The 20,356-nt window shown below is 56.2% G+C and carries 15 protein-coding genes; 10 read left to right on the top strand and 5 right to left on the bottom strand.

Annotation, left to right across the window (positions count from 1 at the left end):
- The first annotated feature begins 266 nt into the window (after window positions 1-266).
- The 7 genes from OGY35_RS15685 (at window position 267) to csiE (ending at window position 8,563) form a co-directional block, all read left to right on the top strand.
- A complete protein-coding gene (locus OGY35_RS15685) occupies window positions 267-1,250 on the top strand; it encodes an autoinducer 2 ABC transporter substrate-binding protein (RefSeq protein ID WP_178826434.1) in 984 nt (327 codons plus the stop codon).
- A gap of 102 nt (window positions 1,251-1,352) precedes the next feature.
- Window positions 1,353-2,861, top strand: a complete 1,509-nt coding sequence (locus OGY35_RS15680; protein WP_286632745.1) for a sugar ABC transporter ATP-binding protein — start codon at window positions 1,353-1,355, stop codon at window positions 2,859-2,861.
- The gene (locus OGY35_RS15675; RefSeq protein WP_178826438.1) at window positions 2,854-3,843 is read left to right on the top strand and encodes an ABC transporter permease; all 990 of its coding nucleotides are present in this window, start codon (window positions 2,854-2,856) and stop codon (window positions 3,841-3,843) included. The genes OGY35_RS15680 and OGY35_RS15675 overlap by 8 nt, the downstream gene beginning before the upstream one ends.
- A 1-nt stretch (window position 3,844) precedes the next feature.
- Window positions 3,845-4,798, top strand: coding sequence for an ABC transporter permease (locus OGY35_RS15670; RefSeq protein WP_178826440.1), 954 nt, complete (start codon window positions 3,845-3,847; stop codon window positions 4,796-4,798).
- A gap of 16 nt (window positions 4,799-4,814) precedes the next feature.
- Window positions 4,815-6,452 (top strand): FGGY-family carbohydrate kinase, encoded by a 1,638-nt coding sequence (locus OGY35_RS15665; protein WP_152402915.1) that lies wholly within the window; start codon window positions 4,815-4,817, stop codon window positions 6,450-6,452.
- Window positions 6,449-7,048: a KpsF/GutQ family sugar-phosphate isomerase gene (locus OGY35_RS15660; protein ID WP_152402913.1), complete on the top strand. Its 600-nt coding sequence runs from the start codon at window positions 6,449-6,451 to the stop codon at window positions 7,046-7,048. Before OGY35_RS15665 ends, OGY35_RS15660 begins: the two co-directional genes overlap by 4 nt.
- A 234-nt stretch (window positions 7,049-7,282) precedes the next feature.
- Window positions 7,283-8,563, top strand: a complete 1,281-nt coding sequence (csiE, locus tag OGY35_RS15655) for a stationary phase inducible protein CsiE (protein ID WP_286632744.1) — start codon at window positions 7,283-7,285, stop codon at window positions 8,561-8,563.
- On the opposite strand, the gene OGY35_RS15650 is transcribed toward csiE, so the two are convergent.
- The 4 genes from OGY35_RS15650 to OGY35_RS15635 all read right to left on the bottom strand — a co-directional run bounded on the left by OGY35_RS15650 (window position 8,555) and on the right by OGY35_RS15635 (window position 15,402).
- Window positions 8,555-9,694 carry a 3-phenylpropionate MFS transporter gene (locus OGY35_RS15650; protein ID WP_152402907.1) on the bottom strand — a complete coding sequence of 380 codons (1,140 nt, stop codon included), beginning with the start codon at window positions 9,692-9,694 and terminating at the stop codon, window positions 8,555-8,557. The two genes, csiE and OGY35_RS15650, sit on opposite strands and share 9 nt — an antisense overlap.
- An 88-nt stretch (window positions 9,695-9,782) precedes the next feature.
- Complete coding sequence (locus tag OGY35_RS15645; protein ID WP_286632743.1) at window positions 9,783-10,625, bottom strand: aldose 1-epimerase; 843 nt, start codon at window positions 10,623-10,625, stop codon at window positions 9,783-9,785.
- Window positions 10,625-12,064 carry a sugar porter family MFS transporter gene (locus OGY35_RS15640; RefSeq protein ID WP_286632742.1) on the bottom strand — a complete coding sequence of 480 codons (1,440 nt, stop codon included), beginning with the start codon at window positions 12,062-12,064 and terminating at the stop codon, window positions 10,625-10,627. The genes OGY35_RS15645 and OGY35_RS15640 overlap by 1 nt, the downstream gene beginning before the upstream one ends.
- Before the next feature lie 71 nt (window positions 12,065-12,135).
- Window positions 12,136-15,402: a DUF5107 domain-containing protein gene (locus tag OGY35_RS15635; protein WP_286632741.1), complete on the bottom strand. Its 3,267-nt coding sequence runs from the start codon at window positions 15,400-15,402 to the stop codon at window positions 12,136-12,138.
- A gap of 113 nt (window positions 15,403-15,515) precedes the next feature.
- Between OGY35_RS15635 and OGY35_RS15630 the strand changes: the two genes are divergently transcribed.
- Both OGY35_RS15630 and OGY35_RS15625 read left to right on the top strand, forming a co-directional pair.
- Window positions 15,516-16,709 carry an ROK family transcriptional regulator gene (locus OGY35_RS15630; RefSeq protein ID WP_286632740.1) on the top strand — a complete coding sequence of 398 codons (1,194 nt, stop codon included), beginning with the start codon at window positions 15,516-15,518 and terminating at the stop codon, window positions 16,707-16,709.
- A gap of 65 nt (window positions 16,710-16,774) precedes the next feature.
- On the top strand, window positions 16,775-17,197 hold the full coding sequence (locus OGY35_RS15625) for a DoxX family protein (protein ID WP_152402896.1): 423 nt from the start codon (window positions 16,775-16,777) through the stop codon (window positions 17,195-17,197).
- 295 nt (window positions 17,198-17,492) lie between these two features.
- On the opposite strand, the gene glyA is transcribed toward OGY35_RS15625, so the two are convergent.
- Window positions 17,493-18,746, bottom strand: coding sequence for a serine hydroxymethyltransferase (gene glyA, locus OGY35_RS15620; RefSeq protein ID WP_042999800.1), 1,254 nt, complete (start codon window positions 18,744-18,746; stop codon window positions 17,493-17,495).
- Between the two features lie 327 nt (window positions 18,747-19,073).
- Here glyA and hmpA point away from each other — a divergent pair, with 327 nt between their 5' ends.
- Window positions 19,074-20,264 (top strand): NO-inducible flavohemoprotein, encoded by a 1,191-nt coding sequence (gene hmpA, locus OGY35_RS15615; protein WP_286632739.1) that lies wholly within the window; start codon window positions 19,074-19,076, stop codon window positions 20,262-20,264.
- The last annotated feature ends 92 nt before the right edge of the window (window positions 20,265-20,356 follow it).

Raw genomic sequence — 20,356 nt, 5'->3', positions numbered from 1 at the left:
CCCATTCCGGTAATTTTCTGTGCGCCATGCCTGAATTGATAACAAATTGTGAAATAAAATAAGCCAATTACGACATTTTTTAACATACCAATTAACCCGCACTGCACAAAAACCATTAAAACTAACAAATATTTAACCAAATAATATCCAAAAATTAACAATAATGGGCATTTATCACATTTTGTAAACTTGAGATTCATTACCTCTTCCCTTCGTTGATAACCTCCTGTTCGTGACATGCCCCGGTCCCTACAAAAGGTACAACTATGAAATTCAAACTCGCATTACTCAGTGCAACCCTGGTTTCTGCATGCATGTTGTCCGGCCCGTCCTTTGCGGCAGAAAAATACGAAATCGCTGTGGTTGCTAAAGTCACCGGCATTCCGTGGTTCAACCGCATGGAAACCGGCGTGAATGAAGCAGCGAAAAAACTGGATGTGAATGCTTATCAGACCGGCCCTTCCACGCCGGATCCGGCTCAGCAGGTGAAGGTTATTGAAGATCTCATTGCCAAGAACGTTAACGCGATCATTGTGGTACCTAATGACGCGAAGGTGCTTGAGCCCGTGCTGAAAAAAGCGCGCGATAAGGGCATTGTCGTTCTGACCCATGAATCGCCGGATCAGCAAATCGGCCAGTGGGATATCGAAACGATCGACAGCGAGAAGTACGCGCAGGCCAACGTCGACGAGCTGGCGAAGGATATGGGCGGCAAAGGCGGCTATGCGATTTACGTCGGCTCGCTGACCGTGCCGTTACACAACGCCTGGGCCGATTACGCCATCAAGTACCAGAAAGAGAAATACCCGGAGATGTTTGAAGTGACCACCCGTCTACCGGTGGCTGAGAGCATCGACAAATCCTACTCCACCACGCTGGATCTGATGAAAACCTATCCGCAGATGAAGGGCATCATTGGCTTCGGTTCGCTGGGTCCGATTGGTGCGGGTCAGGCAGTACAGAAAAAACGCGCGAAAGATAAAATTGCCGTGGTGGGGATTGCCATGCCCGCACAGGCTGCACCTTATCTGATGCGTGGCGACATCAAAAAAGCGATGCTGTGGGATCCGAAAGATGCCGGCTACGCGCTGGTGACCGTGGCAGATCAGTTGCTGCAAGGCAAAGAGGTGACGCCAGATCTGACCATTGACGGATTAGGGAAAGCCGATGTCGACATGGAGAAGAAAGTGATCCGCTTTAACAAGATCCTCGAAGTCACCAAAGACAACGCACAGTCACTCGGTTTCTAAGGCTCCAGCCACCACCAGGGAAACCCAACGCCGACCGTCTGGTCGGCGCTACCAACAGGCTTAACACTCTGCGCCGTCAGGGCGCTCGCAGGGGTATTGTCCATGACAGACACCACCGCATTTATCACTCTTGAGAATATCAGCAAGCAATTCCCGGGCGTGCTGGCACTGGATAATGTGAATCTGACGCTGAAAAAAGGCGAAGTTCACTGTCTGGCAGGGCAGAACGGTTGCGGCAAAAGCACCATTATTAAAGTGATCTCCGGAGTCTACCAGCCGGAAAAAGGGGCGCAGATCCTGCTGGACGGCAAACTGTTCCATCATCTGTCGCCACAGCTCTCTTCGCATTACGGCATCCAGGTTATCTACCAGGATTTATCCCTCTTCCCGAACTTCAGCGTGGCAGAGAATATTGCCGTCAACCGCTATCTGCCCGGCGGTGATATCTGGGTGCGGCGCGGTTCGATGAAGCAACAGGCGCTGGCGGCGATGAAGCGGATTGGCGTCAGCATCGATCCCGATAAAAAAGTGGAAAAACTCTCCATTGCCGATCGCCAGTTGGTGGCGATTTGCCGCGCCATTGCTGCCGACGCACGCCTGGTCATCATGGACGAACCCACCGCGTCCCTGACGCGCCAGGAGGTCAACGGCCTGCTGCGCGTGGTCAACGAACTGAAAGCCGACGGGATTTGCGTGGTATTCGTCAGCCACCGTCTCGATGAGGTGATGGAAGTGGCGGACCGCATCAGCGTCATGCGCGACGGTAAACTGGTGGGGACGTATCCCGCCAGCGAACTCGACAGCCATGAGCTGGCATTCCTGATGACCGGTCAACGCTTCCACTACAGTCCGCTGCCGGAAAAACCACCGGTTGATCAGGAGCCGATGCTGGAACTGCGCAACCTGAGCCGCAAAGGAAAATATCAGGATATCAACCTGTCACTGCGCAGCGGTGAGATCGTGTCGATCGTCGGTCTGCTCGGCGCGGGCCGCACCGAGCTTTGCCTGAGCCTGTTTGGCATGACGCACCCGGAAAGCGGGGAAATCCGCGTTAACGGCAAACCGGTTCAGCTTCGTAACAACCATGACGCCATCAAACATGGGATCGGCTATGTCTCGGAAGATCGCCTGACCCAGGGGCTCATCATGGAACAGTCGATCTACGACAACACCATTGTCACGGTCTTCGACAAACTGCATACCCGCAGCGGCCTGCTCGATCACGGTAAAGCAAAAACGCTGGTCGCTGATTTAATCCGTGAACTGAATATCAAGGTGGCCGATCCGCAGTTGCCGGTCAAAACGCTCTCCGGCGGCAACGCCCAGCGCATCGCCATCGCCAAATGGGTGGCGACCCAGCCGCGTATCCTGATCCTGGACTCCCCGACGGTGGGCGTCGATATCGCCAACAAAGAAGGGATTTATCAGATTGCCCGCAACCTGGCGGAGCAAGGAATGGCAGTGCTGATGATTTGCGATGAAATCCCGGAAGCCTATTACAACAGCCATCGCGTGTTGGTTATGCGGCGTGGGAAGTTGGTCGCCGAGTTTAATCCGCATCGTTGTCGTGAAGAGGACATTGCAGAGGTGGTCGAGGTCATCCATGAATAACTTTCGTCTCTCCCGTTTAGTCGGGCACCATGAATTCTGGCTGGGGCTGCTGGTGATTGCGCTTGCCGTTGGACTGAGCGTCAGCACCGACGAGTTTCTGTCACTCGGCAACCTGACAGACGTCGCCACCAGCTATGCCATTCTCGGTATTCTCGCCTGCGGGCTGTTCGTCGTGCTGATCTCCGGGGGGATCGATATTTCGTTCCCGGCGATGACGGCGATAGCGCAATACGCGATGGCAAGCTGGGTGATCGCGCATGGCGGTAACTTTCTGCTGGCGCTGGCCATCGCTGTCATCGTCGGACTGCTGCTCGGGCTGATTAACGGCTTTCTGGTCTACTGGCTGCGTGTGCCTGCGATCATCATCACCATCGCGACGCTGAACGTCTATTACGGTCTGCTGGTGTACGCCACTAAAGGCACCTGGCTGTACGGCTTCCCGGACTGGTTTATGAACGGCATCAACTGGTTCTCCTTCACGGCGGCAGATGGCTATGACTATGGCCTCACGCTCCCGCTACTGTGCCTGGCAGCCGCGATCGTTTTCACCGCCATCCTGATGAATTACACCCGTCTCGGGCGTCAGATTTACGCGATGGGCGGCAACCGCGACGCCGCATCCCGCCTCGGGCTGAACCTGTTGAAGCTGCATTTCTATGTCTATGGTTTTATGGGTGTTCTCGCAGGCGTAGCTGCTGTCGTGCAGGCGCAGATCACACAGTCCGTGGCGCCAAACTCGCTGCTCGGTTTTGAGCTGACGGTACTGGCGGCGGTCGTGCTGGGCGGCACCAGCATGAGCGGCGGGCGCGGTACATTGACCGGTACGCTGTTGGGGGTGATTCTGCTGGCCTTTTTGCAAAACGGCCTGACGCTGCTCAGCGTCTCCTCGTACTGGCACACCGTTTTCAGCGGCGTCATTATCCTGGTCAGCATCAGCGCCACGGCGTGGAATGAGAAACGCAAACTGGCAAGGGAGCTTTGAGATGAAAGCGTTAGCAAAAGTATTACCCGGTGATGCCATCATCCGCCTGCAGTGCGTGATTATTATCGTCGTCGCCGTCGTCTTCTCAGCGCTGTTGGGCTCCCGCTTTTTCAGCGTTGCAAACTTCCAGTCTATCGGCTCACAGTTGCCGATCCTCGGCATGCTGGCGCTGGGTATGGGCATGACCATGCTGACGGGCGGCATTAACCTGTCAATTATCGCCGGTGCCAACGCCTGCTCGCTGGTCATGGCCGCCGTCATCGTCAGCCATCCGGACAATCCGCTGTTCCTCGCGCTGGCGCTGCTGGCCGGTGCCGCGGTCGCCGTCGCGATAGGTACGCTGAACGGCGCGCTGATCGCCTGGGTTGGCGTGTCGCCGATCCTTGCCACGCTCGGCACCATGACGCTTATCTCCGGGCTGAACATCTTGCTCTCCAACGGCACGGTGATTTCCGGCTTCCCGGCAGCGATCCAGTATCTCGGTAATGCTACCCTTGCGGGTATTCCCGTCGCCCTGCTGCTCTTCTTGCTGGTCGCCGTACTGCTGTGGGTTCTACTGGAACACACCACGCTTGGGCGCAGTCTCTATCTGATGGGTTCCAACGAACAGGCGACCCGCTACAGCGGCGTGAACACCGTTCGGGTGCAGATTTCCGTCTACGTCATTTCCGCCCTGCTCGGCTGGGTGGCCGCAATCTTAATGATGGCGAAATTCAACTCGGCGAAGGCCGGATACGGAGAGTCTTATCTGCTGGTCACTATTCTCGCGTCGGTGCTGGGCGGCATTAATCCGGACGGCGGATTTGGCCGTATCATCGGCCTGGTGCTGGCGCTGATTGTGCTGCAAATGCTGGAAAGCGGCTTTAACTTGCTGGGGATCAGTAGCTATCTGACGATGGCGCTTTGGGGCGCGGTCCTCATCCTCTTTATCGCATTACAGAATCGTAGAGCCTGATTTCAGGAGAAAAATTATGGCGAGTTACTTTATTGGTGTGGATGTAGGAACCGGCAGCGCTCGCGCAGGCGTATTTGATCTTAACGGCAGAATGGTCGGTCAGGCCACTCGCGCGATTGAGATTTACCGCCCGCAGGCCGATTTCGTCGAGCAGTCGTCCGATAACATCTGGCAGGCCGTCTGCAACGCGGTTCGTGATGCCATTAATCAGTCCGATATCAACCCAATCCAGGTGAAAGGGCTGGGATTTGACGCCACCTGTTCGCTGGTGGTGCTGGATAAAGAGGGCAAACCGCTGACCATCAGCCCTTCCGGGCGCAGCGAACAAAACATTATCGTGTGGATGGATCACCGCGCCATCACCCAGGCCGAACGCATCAACGCGATGCACCACCGGGTTCTGGATTACGTGGGCGGGATTATCTCTCCGGAAATGCAGACGCCGAAGCTGCTGTGGCTGAAACAGCATATGCCTAACACCTGGGCGAACGCGGGCTACTATTTTGATTTACCCGACTTCCTGACCTGGCGCGCGACCGGCGACGACACGCGTTCCCTCTGTTCCACAGTGTGCAAATGGACCTACATGGGCCATGAAGACAAGTGGGATGCCAGTTACTTCCGCGAAATCGGGCTGGAAGATCTGCTGGAACACGATGCGGAAAAAATTGGCCGCTACGTGAAAACGATGGGTGAACCGCTTGGACACGGACTGACCCAGCGCGCCGCCAGTGAAATGGGGCTGATTCCGGGCACTGCCGTCAGCGTGTCGATCATCGACGCCCACGCCGGCACGCTCGGCACGCTCGGCGCCTGCGGCGTCTCCGGCGAAGTCGCTGACTTTGACCGCCGCGTCGCGCTGATTGGCGGAACCTCGACCGGTCACATGGCCATCTCTAAACAGCCGCGCTTTATCGGCGGCGTCTGGGGTCCCTACTATTCCGCCGTACTGCCGGAATACTGGCTCAATGAAGGTGGACAGTCCGCTACCGGCGCGCTGATCGACCATATTATTCAGTCGCATCCTTGTTACGAGACGCTGCTGGCGCAGGCAAAAGCGCAGGGACACACCATTTATGAAGTGCTGAACGCGCTGCTGCGTAAAATGGCGGGTGAGCCGGAAAATATCGCCTTCCTGACCCGCGATATTCATATCCTGCCCTACTTTCACGGCAACCGTTCACCACGCGCCAACCCAACGTTGACCGGGGCGATCAGCGGACTGAAGCTTTCCCGCACGCCGGAAGATATGGCGCTGCACTATCTGGCGACCATTCAGGCCATCGCGCTGGGTACGCGCCATATCATTGAGACGATGAACCAGAGCGGTTACAGCATTGACACCATCATGGCCAGCGGCGGCGGCACCAAGAACCCTATTTTTGTGCAGGAACATGCCAATGCCACCGGTTGCGCCATGTTACTGCCGGAAGAGAGCGAAGCGATGCTGCTGGGTGGCGCGATGATGGGCACTATCGCCGCCGGCGTTTTCGAGACCTTCCCGGAAGCGATGTCGGCGATGAGCCGGATAGGTAAAACGGTCACCCCACAGACCAACCGCATTAAGCAGTATTACGACCGCAAATATCAGGTGTTCCATGAGATGTATCAGGATCATATGAAGTACCGTCAACTGATGCAGGGGGACGCATGAGTAGCTCATGGCAGCAGGCAAGCGACACCTGGAGCCTCTACAGCGAGGCGCTGGCCGGTCTGGGTCAGCATCTTAACGAACCGGTCTGGAATGCATTAATGACGGAACTGCGCGAATGCCGTGGGAAAATTGTGGTCACCGGCGTCGGCACCTCCGGCATTGCGGCGCGAAAAATCGCCCACATGCTGGCCTGCGTTGAGCGCCCGGCAATCTATCTCAACGCCACCGATGCCGCGCACGGCGATCTCGGTTTTTTACGCGCGGACGATCGGGTCATTCTGCTTTCCCGTGGCGGTAACTCTGACGAGCTCACGCGACTGTTGCCGGGTCTGGCCGCACGCAACGTGCCGATTATCAGCGTCACGGAAAACCCGGATTCCGCCATTGCCCGCGCCGCCCGACTGGTAATTTCTACCGGCGTCCAGCGCGAGGCGGATCCGCTGAACATGCTGGCGACCACCTCCATCATGCTGGTGATTGCGATCTTTGATGCCGCCTGCGCGTGTCTGATGAGCGAGAGCGGCTACACCAAAGAAACGCTGCTGGCCGTGCATCCGGGGGGGGATGTCGGTTTAACCCTGCGACAGGAACGCTAATCCATTAGCAACCTTTCAGCCTCGCCTTCTCCGGCGGGGCTTTTTTTGCGCCATCTGAAGATAAAAAACGCGAAAAATCCTGGTAAAGCGCTGCGTTAAACTTTCTGATGTGGCTGCACGCGTGAAAAATTCTGTGACCTCTCCCTGCAATCCTGACGCAAAACATTTCATTCGTAATGGCTATGGAAAAACTTTAGCTATTCTTATCTAACATACCTACGGGAGATCCGACAGATGATGCCAACGCTTGCTCCGCCATCTGTACTTTCTGCTCCCCAGCGCCGTTGCCAGGTTTTGCTGACGCTTTTCCAGCCGGGGCAAAGTGCCACCGCGGAAATGTTCAGTGCGCTAAATGGTGTCGATGATGCTGTTGCCCGTGAGGATATTGTCGAAACGGGACGGGAGATCCAGCGTTATCATCGACTCAGCATTAGCACTGGTCCAAACGGGTGCTACCGGATCGAAGGTACCGCGTTAAACCAACGCCTCTGCCTCTTACACTGGCTCAGACGCGGCCTGCGTTTGTGTCCGGCGTTCATTACCCAACACTTTGCCCCCGCCCTCAAAACCGAACTGAAACAGCGGGGGATCCTGCGCACGCTGTATGACGACACCAATCTACATGCCCTGATTAACCTCTGCGCGCGTCGCCTGCAAAAACCGTTTGAGTGCCGGGATATTCAGTTCCTGCACCTCTATCTGCAATATTGCCTGTTGCAGCATCACGCGGGGATCTCCCCGGAATTTAATCCTGTTCAGCAGCGCTGGGCGCAATCCTGCGCCGAATACCCGCTGGCGCAGGAGATCGGTCGCCACTGGCAGCGGCGCGTCATGCAAAATGCGCCGCTCACGGAATCACTGTTTATGGCGCTGCTGTTTTCGATGATCCGCATCCCGGATCCGATTCGCGATAACCATCAGCAGAACCGGCGGTTGCGTCTGGCGATCGCCCGACTGATCCTGCGCTTTCGCGAAATGGGCGCGGTGCGTTTCAATGACGAGCACGGACTGAATGCCCAACTCTACATCCACCTCGCTCAGGCGCTGAACCGCAGTCTGTTTTCTATCGGTATCGATAACACGTTGCCGGAAGAATTCGCCCGCCTCTATCCGCGTCTGATGCGTACCACTCGTGATGCGTTACGCGGGCTTGAAGAAGAGTATGACGTTGAATTTTCCGAGGAAGAGACGGGACTGGTGGCGGTGATTTTTGGCGCATGGCTGATGCAGGATAATGATCTGCATGAGAAGCAGGTCGTCTTACTGACCGGGGATAATCCGCAACTGGAGCAGCAGATAGAGCAACAGTTGCGTGAGCTGACCCTGCTGCCGCTGAACATCAAGCCGTTGCCAATGCGGACTTTCCAGCGGGAGGGCTCGCCGCGCGGCGTGGCGCTGATTGTCACCCCTTACGCCACGCTGCTGCCGCTCTTTTCACCACCGTTGATTCACGCGGATCAAGCGCTGACGCCACATCAGCAACAGCAGATCCGCAAGATGCTGGAATCAGGCTGAGGCGGTCACCTTTGGCCGCAGCACCATGGCCGGTAGCGCCACCAGCGCCATTACCCAGAAGACGCCGTTGCCCAGGTTCTGATACAGGAAGCCGGCGAACACGGTCATGATGGCAATACTGCCGCCCATCGCCACCGCAGAATAGACCGCCTGCAGACGGATCACTTCGCTTCCCTGACGCGCCGCGATATAGCGCATCGCCGCCAGGTGGCACACGGTAAAAGTGCCGCAATGGAGGATCTGCACGACAATCAGCCACGGCAGCGCCGTCGTCCAGCCCATCAGTCCCCAGCGAATCACCCCGCAGACGGCGGAGAGCAGTAACAGATCGCGGGCGCTGAAGCGGCGGAACAGTTTGTTGCTTAGAGCAAAGATAATCACTTCCGCAACCACGCCGAGCGACCAGAGATAGCCTACCGCCGAAGCGGAATAGCCGGCTCCCTGCCAGTAAATGGCGCTAAAGCCGTAGTAAGCGGCATGCGCCCCCTGCAACAGACATACGCAGGCCAGAAAGCGCCAGCTCTGCGTGACCAGCGCACGCCAGGCGGGCCAACCGGCGCTCTCCTGATGCCGGTTTTCCCCCTGTGGCAGCACGCTGGGGCGAATCAGCATTCCCAGCAGCATTGAGGCGACGCCCAACGTCAGCAGCGCCAGAACCGCCCGATAATCAAACACGCTGACCAGCTTTCCGGTCAACGCCGAACCGATAACAAACGCCACCGATCCCCACAGTCGTACCCGACCGTAGTCCATCGTAATCTGTTTTTGCCAGGTATTCGCCAGCGCGTCCGTGAGCGGCACCAGCGGTGAGAAGAAGAGGTTAAAGCCAACCATCACCACCATCAGCCACGCGACATGGGTTCCGGCCCAGAAGGCCAGTGCAAAGACCAGCGTCAGCAGCGCCAGGAGGCGTAACGCACGGATCAGTCGCGACGGGTCGCTGACCCGCGGGGCAATGATCAGACTCCCGAGAAAACGCGCCACCAGTCCAGCGCCTAGCAGCAGGCCGATCGTTTCTGGCGTGAGGCCAAGCCCTTTAAGCCAGACGCTCCAGAAGGGAAGAAAAATCCCGTAGCTAAAAAAGTAGGTGAAGTAACCGAGCGCCAGCCAGCGCGTGGAGTGCAAAGACATGATCCCCTCCCGTGTGGAGGCGATAGTCTGGCGATAAACGCAGGCTGGCGCAAGTGAACATTAACAGCGACATAACAACGTCTTGTCGCTAATCAACGCGAATCTCCATCGTAAAACAACACTGTTCTCCGGAGCCTAACATCCGTAATCCCGGCTGCCCCGGCATGTGGTGGGCATTTACCGGATGCGTCTGCGGTTCCAGACAAAGGAATGACTGACCTGGCATTCTGAAGAGCATCAGCCAGGGAGTTTGCGCAGAAATCGTGATATTCATCACACCTCTACGGATGACCGCCTGTCCGCTCCATCCGGAATATCCCACGTTCAGCCAGCGATCCGCGCCATATTGCGCCCTAGTGAAATCGACTTCCGCCGGGAGTTCGCTCTGCCAGGCCAGTGGCAAATGATGTTCGCCTTCTGGCCAGTAACCGCTTGCCGAGAACTGCACGGTGCTTTGAGCATCAAACACAAAGAACGGGTGAAAACCGCAGCCGTAAAGCATCGGGCGTTTGCCCAGATGAACGATCGTCAGCGACGCTCTGAGTACCGACGCCTCCAGCACATACTGGAGTTCCGCCAGATAGTCATACCCGCACGCCAGTTGACTGCGCAAACACAATCGACAACTGTCGTCGGTTACGTCTGCTATCTCCCAGCGCTTAAGCCAGCCGTCACCATGCAGAAAGAAACGTTCATCCGCATTATGCAGCGGCAACTGCACCTCTGTTCCGCGCTGGCTGAAGCGGTTATCGGCCACACGATTGGCGATCGGAAGCATCGGAAACAGCCCACCCTCACCAACGGATTTCTCCTCGCCTGCACGTAAAACCGGCTGTTGATGTTGTAACGAAAACAACGCCAGCAGCCTACCGCCCTGCGGGTCCACGCGCATCCGCAGATGCGCGTTATTCAGCGTCAGCGGCGTCGTCATCAGCGAGCACTTCTCTGCTGTGCCGACGGGCTGGCCTTCAGGTGTCTCGCCGCCAGTTGTTCCTCAAGGGCTTCCAGGGTGACGCCTTTGGTTTCAGGTACATTACGCAGCACGTACACATAGCCCATCGCACAAATCACGCCGTAGAGCAGGAAACTCCCGGCTGCGCCCAGCCCGGCATTGAGCAGCGGGAAGGTATAGGTCAGCAGGAAGCAGGCAATCCACAGTGCCAGCGTGCCCAACGACATCGCCAGCCCGCGCACGCGGTTAGGGAAAATTTCGGACAGCAGCACCCAGGTGACAGGTGCCAGCGTCAGGGCATAGATTGCAATGGCTGCCAGCACCAGAACCAGCACCGGCCAGCCCATAATCCCCATCCCGTATGCACCAGCAATCAACACATAAATCACGGTCAGGCCGGATGCGCCAAACAGCATCAGTTTGCGGCGACCGAGTTTATCCACCAGCGGCAGCGCGGCAATAGTAAAGACCAGATTGATAATGCCGGTGGCGACGATGGATTTCAGGGTGCCGTTGATGTCGAAACCGGCGGAGGCGAAAATCTCCTGCGCGTAATTAAAGATCACGTTGATCCCACACCACTGCTGGAAGACCGCCAGCACCATGCCGATAATAACTATCGGTTTGATCTGTGGTTGCAACAGCGTTGACCATGCCACCTTATGGTTATCTTTGAGCAGCGTGTGCTCAATCTCCTTCAGCGTCTGCCCGGCATATTCCGTAGAACCAATGCGTTGCAGCATGGCGCGCGCGCGTTCCGGTTTACCCGCCTTCACCAGCCAGCGCGGGGATTCGGGAACGAAAAACATCAGCACCAGAAACACCAGTGCAGGGACTAACTCTGCGCCAAACATCCAGCGCCAGCCCATCTGCCCGTTCCAGCTCTCGACGATCGCCTGCTGCGTGGCCCCTGTCGCAACGGGTTCGGCGATCATCAGGTTGATCAGTTGCGCCGCCAGCACGCCAATCACAATGGTCAACTGGTTCACCGCCACAAAGCGTCCGCGTTTCTCCGCCGGACTGACTTCGGCGATGTACAGCGGACTGAGCGCGGAGGCTAGGCCAATCCCGACGCCGCCGACGATGCGGTAAATCACGAACATGTCGAAGTTACTGGCAACGGCGGTTCCCCATGCGGAGGCGCTGAACAGAATAGCCGAGAGGATCAGCGGCATTTTTCGGCCAAATTTATCCGCACACCAGCCGGAAATCAGCGCCCCAAAAATACAGCCTACCAGCGCTGAACTCATCGCCCAGCCCGACTGCGCCGGATCGGTTATTGAGAAGTACGCTTCATAAAAGGGTTTTGCCCCGCCAATCACCACCCAGTCGTAGCCAAACAGCAAACCACCACAGGCCGCGACCAGACAGATGGTCCAGACGTAGCCGATTTTCAAATGTGTCTGCGCGTTATTCATTATGATTCCTCTTTCAGGGAAACGCAGGGAACAGTAGGTTTCCGGTGGCGTCACCACCACCGGTTCAGGGTTTAGTGCAATAACTCCAGTCTGATGACATGGCGCAGGAGCAGAGCTTTGTCATGCGCCGGATTCTGTTGCAGAAGAGCGTCAAGCGCCTGCTGGCAGGCGGATAAATCCCCCAGCCCCAGATGCCCCAACGCGGTGATAAACAGGCAGTGCTGCTGATGCTTTGCCTCCGCCGGGGTATCGAGCACCACCAGATCCGGTAATGAGACGGCGAAGAAATCCACCTCTGGCACATGGTCTCGCTGTGACGCTACCCATTGCAGGAAGCTTTTGAAGAGTTGTTCTGCATCGTCACTCTTACCCAGTTTTTTCAGCGCCATGCCCTGCCAGAAGAGATAGTCCACGGGCTGATCGTTGTAATAACGACCAGCATCCAACGTACTTCCACCGCGGGTGGCGCGCGCAAAGTAACGCTGTGCCTCGTCATGATGCCCCTGACGTTGGGCGCAATAGCCCAACAGATACCAGATATCGTTATCGGTTTGTCCGGGCAGGCGTCCTTCCCCCAGATTTTGCGGGTAGCTCAGCGCCTGTTGTAGCAGGCTGACCGCGGCAGATAATTCCTGCCTGCCGATCGCCGCCAGCGCCCGATGAACCTGGTTCAGCAAGTACTGCCCGGTCGCTTTCCCTTCGCCCCCTTCCCAGGGATGGAACACGCGCTCGCCAAGAACCTTCGCCGCTTCATCGTAGTAGCCCAGTCCGTTCCACAGGCTAAGTAACTCCACCGTCAGATCGTCACGCTGGAATACCACCGTTTTGCGTGATTCAAGCTGTTGCAAACGCTGCCCGACAGGCGTAGCCAACAGCTTATTGAGATAATCCAGTTCAAACAGGAAGCGGGCGTTGTCGGGCTCCAGCGCCACTGCCTGCGACAAATACTGGTGTGCTTTTACGGCATCCTGCTGTTTGTTCCACGCATAAATCCCCAGCAGACGATGCACTGGCGCAAATTCAGGTTCTTGTTGCAGGGTGAATTGCCAGCAGGAAAGCGCCTCTTCGTAGCGGCGTTTGCTGTACCAGAAGCAGCCCAGCAGATAGCGGGCATAGGCGCTGTGCGACAGCGTTTGCAGCATCTGCACTTCATCAAGAGTGTTTGGGAAACGCACCCGGTTGTGCAGGCAGGCCCGCGCCTGGTCGATGAACGGCTGCGGATTGTCGCTTAGCGACGCCCGCCACAGCAGCGGCAGCGTTTCCTGGCTGTCCAGTAGCTCCAGCAGTTCGCGAGCCGCGGCTTTCTGACCGAAAGAGAGCAGCCACCCCGCCAGTTCACAAGCGTTGGTACCGCGTCGACCCGTAATAGCGATAAGCGCCGTTTTCGACAGTTCATCCCGGCGTATTGCCCAGCGCGCATAGTGCAACGCATAGCTGAGCGGATAGTCATGGAGCTGCTGTTCGATGTACTTCAACGCCTCTGATGTGCGCCCCAACGCTGCCAGCACCAGCGCTTTCAGCCCCATCGCCAGGTTGTTGCTGCCGTTAAAACGCAGACTCTGCGTCACTTTTTCCAATGCATCCGCCTGGTCGCCACGCGCCATCGCGATCCTCGCCAGAGCCCAGAAGGCCGCATCGCGACAGTTTCCACTCCAGCTCGCCTTGTAGTTATGCTCCCAGGCCTGTTCGCAATCGCCCTGGCGTTCCAGCGCAGTGGCCAACAACATACTGGCTTCGCCATCGCGCGGGTTTTTGTTCAGGTGATGCGCTCGCTGTAATGCTGCTCTCGCACAGCGTTCAGCCTGCGTCCAGTCAGCCTGGTTCAGCGCCAGCGTCCCCAATGCGACGTTGTTGCGGTAATCCAGCGGATCAATCGCTAACGCCCGGCGATAGTAATCCCCGGCGTAACGACTGGCATGGTTGTACTGCTCCAGATGCTGACCGATAAAGTAGAGTTCATCCGTGTTAGACAACGCCTCCGGTTGTGCGGGGGCCGTTGCCGCCGAAGGTAGCGGCAGGTCGTCAGCAATATGCTCTTCGTATCGCAGCAGCGTCTGACCGTCGTGACGCGTGACCGTCATGGCGATCCGCGTATAGCCCGAATCGGCAAGCGTCGTCAGCCAGTGTTCCCCCGGTGCCAGCGTCAGCGTGGTTTCGAAGAAAGGCCCGCGGTCTGCGCTGAGCGTCACCCGCACGTCATGTAATGGCGCAACGGCATAGACGCCGACGGACAGATGGTTTTCATCACGCACCAGTCGCAGCGCCAGGTCAGTGCTGGCGTTTTGCACCGTCCCTAATTCGCTATACGGCAGGAAGTTCTGAACGAACACCTTCTCTTCGTAAGGCGCAAGCCAGGTGAAATCAGGCTGGTTGTCGGTAAACACCCCGGTCATTAATTCGATGTACGGACCATTTTCATCGGTCAGGTTGCGATCCCAGGCGACACCGAAATCCCCGTAGCCCCAGCTCCACTGTTTTTTTCCCGGCGAGATATGATGATCGGCAACGTGCAACAGTCCGCCGCGCTCGCCGTGATGCCAGGCACCGACAAAGTCGTAGTCCGATTTTTCCGCCATGTACGAAGTCGGCACCGGCACATTCTTGTAGCGGGAGATATCCACCCCCGCCGAGTAATCGACTTTGTAATAGGTGCCCGTGGCGATCGGAAAAGCGGAAACATCGCGCTTGCCGTGATCGAATACCGCCGTAACATCAGGTGGGAACACGCTTTGATGATCGTCGCCGCCCTTCACCGCCGGGTTCGCCCACCATAAAAAGTGGCGCGGCGTGGCGTTGCCGTTGAAGACTTTACCGGTAATTTCTATCAGCGCGCGATCCGGGTAGAGGGTGAATCCGGTCATCACCTGTAGGCCGCGCATCGGCTCCACTTCGCCCATCCAGACGGTTTGCTCACCGTGCTCCCCTGCCCGCTGCGTAAAATCCACCGGCATAAAAGTGGTGGGACGATGGTGCTGCGGCCAGTTAAATTCGATCCCACCCGAGATCCACGGCCCCAACAGACCAACCAGCGCGGGTTTCACCACCTCGTTGTAATAGACAAAATCGCGCTGCTGTACTTTGTCATACGCGCGGTGAATACGCCCACCCAGTTCTGGTAACAGCATGACGCGGATAAAATCGTTTTCCATCCACACGGCCTGGTAATCGCGCATCTCGCGTTTGCCGGTCAGAGTGTCGATCACGCCATAAGGGTAAACCGCCCCTGAAGAACCCTGATAAACCCGTTTTTCCAGGAACATTGGGTTGGTGTCTTCCTCACCCACCGTCCAGGTCGGTAATGAGAGGGTCTCCTGCCAGACCTTAACTGAACCGTACATGCTGCCTCCACTCAATAAACAAAAGTAAAATGTCATCTTGTGGCTATTGTGTGGCAGTTAACTGGCGGTAAAATGTGCAATGCTCACGCAATATAGTTAAGGGAGTTAAGTGTATGCAGCGTTCGGGATTCAATAACGCCCGGGTCAGACAGGCGAATAAACAGATCTTTCTGTCGCATTTGTGGCGCGAAAAGCAGCTCAGTAAATCGCAGCTGGCGCAGCTCACCGGCCTGTCGATTCCGGCAGTGAGTAACATTCTTGAAGAGTTGCTGGATGAAGGCCGAATTTACCACTCCCGGGAAACGCTAAGCCAGCGCGGGCTCAGCAGCGGGAGTTTTCATCTGCCGGAACGGGGCGCGTGGACGCTGTGTATGAACGTCACCCCCACCAGCCTGACCAGCCAACTTGCCGATGCCCGACTGATGGCGGTTGGCAACTGGCAGCACGAGGTGATCAACGCCGCAACGCCTGAAGCGCTGCTCGCGGCGATTGCCAGCCACTGGCGGCGCTGGCGTCAGCGCTATCCCGACATCACAATCAACCTGGCGCTGGGCGTCCACGGTCAGGTGGATCCGATCACCGGCGCGTCGAAAACCATGCCGCAGGCACCGTGGAAAACGCCAGTGGAAATAAAGTATCTGCTGGAGGAGCGACTCGGCATACAGGTCCGTCTGGACAACGACTGTGTGATGTTGGCGCTAGCAGAAAAATGGCAAAACCCGGCTGCCAACGAGGATTTCTGCGTCATCAACGTCGACTACGGTATTGGGTCCTCTTTCGTTATCAACGAACAGATTTATCGCGGCAGTCTGTACGGCAGCGGTCAGATTGGTCATACCATCGTTAACCCCGACGGCATCGCCTGCGACTGTGGCCGTTATGGCTGTCTGGAAACCGTCGCCTCACTGAGCGCATTGAAAAAGCAGGCCAGAGTCTGGATGAAAGCGCAGCCGGTGCCGGGAAGGGATCCGGAAACGCTGACCACGGATATGCTAATCGATGCCTGGCGCAGGGGTGATGTGCGCATTCAGGCGTGGGTGGAACATGCCGCCAGCGCGATTGGTCTAAGCCTGTATAACTTTCTCAATATCCTGAATATTAATCAGATCTGGCTGTACGGGCGCAGTTGCGCCTTCGGTGAACCCTGGCTCAACACGCTAAGACAACAGACGGGATTTAATCCTTTCGATCACGGAGATAACCCGCGAGCAAAAGCGACACAGATTGGCTTTGGTACGCTGACTCGCGCCCAGCAGCTGATGGGAATTGGCTATCTGTACGTTGAGTCGCAGCTGAACGACATTTAGCCAATGGCGAGGCGGGCCGTTGTGTATTAATTTTAAAGTACGTTACTCATGTCAATGAGCCTGCTATGAACACGTTACGTTATTTTGAGTTCGGTGAATCACGCCATCTGTTTTTATTGATTGCCCGCATTGCGCTGGCGGTTCTGTTTATTATTTTTGGCTTTCCTAAGCTGACGGGTTTCGACGGGACCGTACAGTACATGACCTCTCTCGGTACGCCTGCGCCAATGCTGGCGGCCATTATTGCCGTCGTCATGGAGGTTCCCGCAGCGATACTGATTGTACTGGGCTTTTTTACTCGCCCGCTGGCAATCCTCTTCGTTTTCTATACGCTGGGTACGGCAGTAATCGGCCATCATTTCTGGAATATGACCGGTGATGCGGTCGGTCCGAATATGATTAATTTCTATAAGAATGTCAGCATTGCGGGAGGTTTTCTGCTGCTGGCACTGACGGGACCGGGGGCGATATCGGTAGACAGGCGTTAGACCGTCGCCCGATGACGCTTCGCTTATCGGGCCTACAAAACCATTGATATCGCAGGTTTTTGTTATTGGCCGTGACTGGTCCGGGGCGATATCGGTAGACAGACGTTAGACCGTCGCCCGATGGCGCTTCGCTTATCGGGCCTACAAAACCATTGATATCGTAGGTTTTTGTAGGTCGGGTAAGCGTAGCGCCACCCGACAATTCATGTGTCGAAGATATACCAATTTCGTCTGCAGGATGTTTGTCATCAATCAAAAAGGCCGCTCGCGCGGCCTTTTTGACTTCTGCGATAACTTATGCGTAAACCGGGAAACGTGCGCAGATATCCAGAACTTTACCTTTGATGCGCTCAATCACCGCTTCATCATTGATGTTGTCCAGCACATCACACATCCAGCCTGCCAGCTCTTTCGCTTCCGCTTCTTTAAAGCCGCGACGCGTGATAGCCGGAGAACCGATACGGATACCGGAAGTGACGAACGGGCTTTTCGGATCGTTCGGCACGCTGTTTTTGTTCACCGTGATGTTGGCACGACCCAGCGCGGCGTCAGCTTCTTTACCGGTCAGATTTTTGTCCACCAGATCCAGCAGGAACAGGTGGTTCTCAGTACCGCCGGACACGACTTTGTAGCCACGATTCAGGAATACTTCCACCATCGCTTTGGCGTTTTTCGCAACCTGTTGCTGGTAGACTTTGAACTCTGGCTCCATGGCTTCTTTCAGCGCCACGGCTTTACCCGCGATCACGTGCATCAGCGGGCCGCCCTGCGCGCTTGGGAAAACGGCAGAGTTCAGTTTTTTGTACAGCTCTTCGTCACCGCCTTTCGCCAGGATCAGGCCACCGCGCGGGCCAGCCAGCGTTTTGTGGGTGGTGGTGGTCACAACGTGAGCATGCGGAACCGGGTTCGGGTAAACGCCTGCGGCGATAAGACCCGCGACGTGCGCCATATCGACGAACAGGTATGCGCCAATGCTGTCAGCGATTTCACGCATTTTTGCCCAATCAACCACGCCGGAATAGGCAGAGAAGCCGCCGATGATCATCTTCGGTTTGTGGGTCTGAGCCAGCTGCGCCATCTCTTCGTAGTCAATTTTACCGGACTCATCAATACCGTAAGGCACGATGTTGTACAGTTTGCCAGAGAAGTTAACCGGGGAGCCGTGAGTCAGGTGACCGCCTTGCGCCAGGTTCATACCCAGAACGGTATCACCCGGTTGCAGCAGCGCGGTATAGACGGCGAAGTTAGCCTGGGAGCCAGAGTGCGGTTGCACGTTAGCGTAGTCTGCGCCAAACAGTTCTTTCGCGCGGTCAATCGCCAGTTGCTCAACGATATCCACGTATTCGCAGCCGCCGTAGTAGCGCTTGCCCGGATATCCTTCAGCGTATTTGTTAGTCAGCTGAGAGCCCTGCGCCTGCATGACGCGCGGACTGGTGTAGTTTTCGGAGGCGATCAGTTCGATGTGCTCTTCCTGACGTACTTTTTCCTGCTCCATAGCCTGCCACAGTTCGGCATCATAATCGGCAATGTTCATTTCACGCTTTAACATCCGCATCTCCTGACTCAGCTAACGATAGAATTTTTGGCCTTAAAAGGCGGTCCTGTTGGACAACGGGCAACAGTATAACTGAATCATTCTGCGATAACAGGTCTTGACAAAGGAATTTACGCAAACGATTACCTTCACACGACACAAGGCTTTGCCGAATGAAGACCTTACAAATTTCAACGGATTTCTTTTCAGGTTTGTGATGCAGATTTTTCACGTTGTCGCTTTTAAAACGCAAAGCGTCAAAGAACCATTTACAGTGCAGGGGTATTTTTTATAAGATGTATTTGACATACATCATTAAAAGTTCACATAAAGGAAGACCGTATGCTTGACGCTCAAACCATCGCCACTGTAAAAGCTACCATTCCCCTGCTGGTTGAAACGGGCCCCAAACTGACCGCCCATTTTTACGATCGCATGTTTGCTCATAATCCTGAACTCAAAGAAATTTTTAACATGAGTAACCAGCGTAATGACTCCCAGCGTGAAGCCCTGTTCAATGCCATTGCCGCCTATGCCAGCAACATTGAGAATCTGCCTGCCCTGCTGCCTGCGGTCGAAAAAATCGCCCAGAAGCACACCAGCTTCCAGATCAAGCCAGAACAGTACAACATTGTCGGAACCCATCTGCTGGCGACCCTGGACGAAATGTTCAACCCGGGCCAGGAAGTGCTGGATGCGTGGGGCAAAGCCTACGGCGTGCTGGCTAACGTCTTTATCCATCGCGAAGCGCAAATCTACCGTGAAAACGCCAGTAAAACCGGCGGCTGGGAAGGCACACGTCCGTTTCGGATCGTGGCGAAAACCCCGCGCAGCGCACTGATTACCAGCTTTGAATTTGAACCGGTGGACGGTGGCGCCGTGGCTGACTACCAGCCAGGCCAGTATCTGGGCGTCTGGCTGAAACCGGAAGGTTTTCCGCATCAGGAAATTCGTCAGTATTCTCTGACCCGTAAAGCGGAGGGTAAAGGTTACCGCATTGCCGTTAAGCGTGAAGAGGGTGGTCAGGTCTCCAGTTGGCTGCACAATCAGGCGCGCGTTGGCGACGTGGTGCATTTAGCGGCGCCGGCTGGCGATTTCTTTATGGCAGTTGACCACGACACACCGGTTTCGCTGATTTCTGCCGGTGTCGGTCAAACGCCGATGCTGGCAATGCTGGATACGCTGGCCAACGCGCCGCACAGCGCCCAGGTCAACTGGTTCCACGCCGCAGAAAACGGTGATGTACATGCGTTTGCCGATGAGGTAAACGAACTGGGTAAAACGTTGCCGAACTTTACCGCGCACACCTGGTACCGCGAACCGAGCGAAACAGATCGCGCTAACGATGCCTTTGACAGCGAAGGTCTGATGGATCTGAAGGCGATGAAAGCGGCTATCGATATTCCAGGAATGCAGTTCTATTTGTGCGGTCCGGTGGGCTTTATGCAGTTTGCCGCGAAGCAGCTTGTTGAACTGGGCGTGAATAACGAAAACATTCATTACGAATGCTTCGGCCCGCATAAGGTCTTGTAATTACGTCATGCCTGATGGCGCTGCGCTTATCAGGCCTACGGGATATTGTAGGCCGCATAAGGTCTTGTAATTACGTCATGCCTGATGGCGCT

This window comes from Citrobacter sp. Ct235, assembly GCF_030332305.1.
GTDB lineage: Bacteria > Pseudomonadota > Gammaproteobacteria > Enterobacterales > Enterobacteriaceae > Citrobacter_A > Citrobacter_A telavivensis.
The sequence above is the reverse complement of the archived record's forward strand: the minus strand, read 5'-3'. Positions and strand labels throughout refer to the sequence as shown.

Bases quoted from the DNA above. Each gene is read 5' to 3' on its own strand.
- OGY35_RS15685 (WP_178826434.1), top strand. From the start codon at position 267: ATGAAATTCAAACTCGCATTACTCAGTGCAACCCTGGTTTCTGCATGC.
- OGY35_RS15680 (WP_286632745.1), top strand. From the start codon at position 1,353: ATGACAGACACCACCGCATTTATCACTCTTGAGAATATCAGCAAGCAA.
- OGY35_RS15675 (WP_178826438.1), top strand. From the start codon at position 2,854: ATGAATAACTTTCGTCTCTCCCGTTTAGTCGGGCACCATGAATTCTGG.
- OGY35_RS15670 (WP_178826440.1), top strand. From the start codon at position 3,845: ATGAAAGCGTTAGCAAAAGTATTACCCGGTGATGCCATCATCCGCCTG.
- OGY35_RS15665 (WP_152402915.1), top strand. From the start codon at position 4,815: ATGGCGAGTTACTTTATTGGTGTGGATGTAGGAACCGGCAGCGCTCGC.
- OGY35_RS15660 (WP_152402913.1), top strand. From the start codon at position 6,449: ATGAGTAGCTCATGGCAGCAGGCAAGCGACACCTGGAGCCTCTACAGC.
- csiE (WP_286632744.1), top strand. From the start codon at position 7,283: ATGATGCCAACGCTTGCTCCGCCATCTGTACTTTCTGCTCCCCAGCGC.
- OGY35_RS15650 (WP_152402907.1), bottom strand. From the start codon at position 9,694: ATGTCTTTGCACTCCACGCGCTGGCTGGCGCTCGGTTACTTCACCTAC.
- OGY35_RS15645 (WP_286632743.1), bottom strand. From the start codon at position 10,625: ATGACGACGCCGCTGACGCTGAATAACGCGCATCTGCGGATGCGCGTG.
- OGY35_RS15640 (WP_286632742.1), bottom strand. From the start codon at position 12,064: ATGAATAACGCGCAGACACATTTGAAAATCGGCTACGTCTGGACCATC.
- OGY35_RS15635 (WP_286632741.1), bottom strand. From the start codon at position 15,402: ATGTACGGTTCAGTTAAGGTCTGGCAGGAGACCCTCTCATTACCGACC.
- OGY35_RS15630 (WP_286632740.1), top strand. From the start codon at position 15,516: ATGCAGCGTTCGGGATTCAATAACGCCCGGGTCAGACAGGCGAATAAA.
- OGY35_RS15625 (WP_152402896.1), top strand. From the start codon at position 16,775: ATGAACACGTTACGTTATTTTGAGTTCGGTGAATCACGCCATCTGTTT.
- glyA (WP_042999800.1), bottom strand. From the start codon at position 18,746: ATGTTAAAGCGTGAAATGAACATTGCCGATTATGATGCCGAACTGTGG.
- hmpA (WP_286632739.1), top strand. From the start codon at position 19,074: ATGCTTGACGCTCAAACCATCGCCACTGTAAAAGCTACCATTCCCCTG.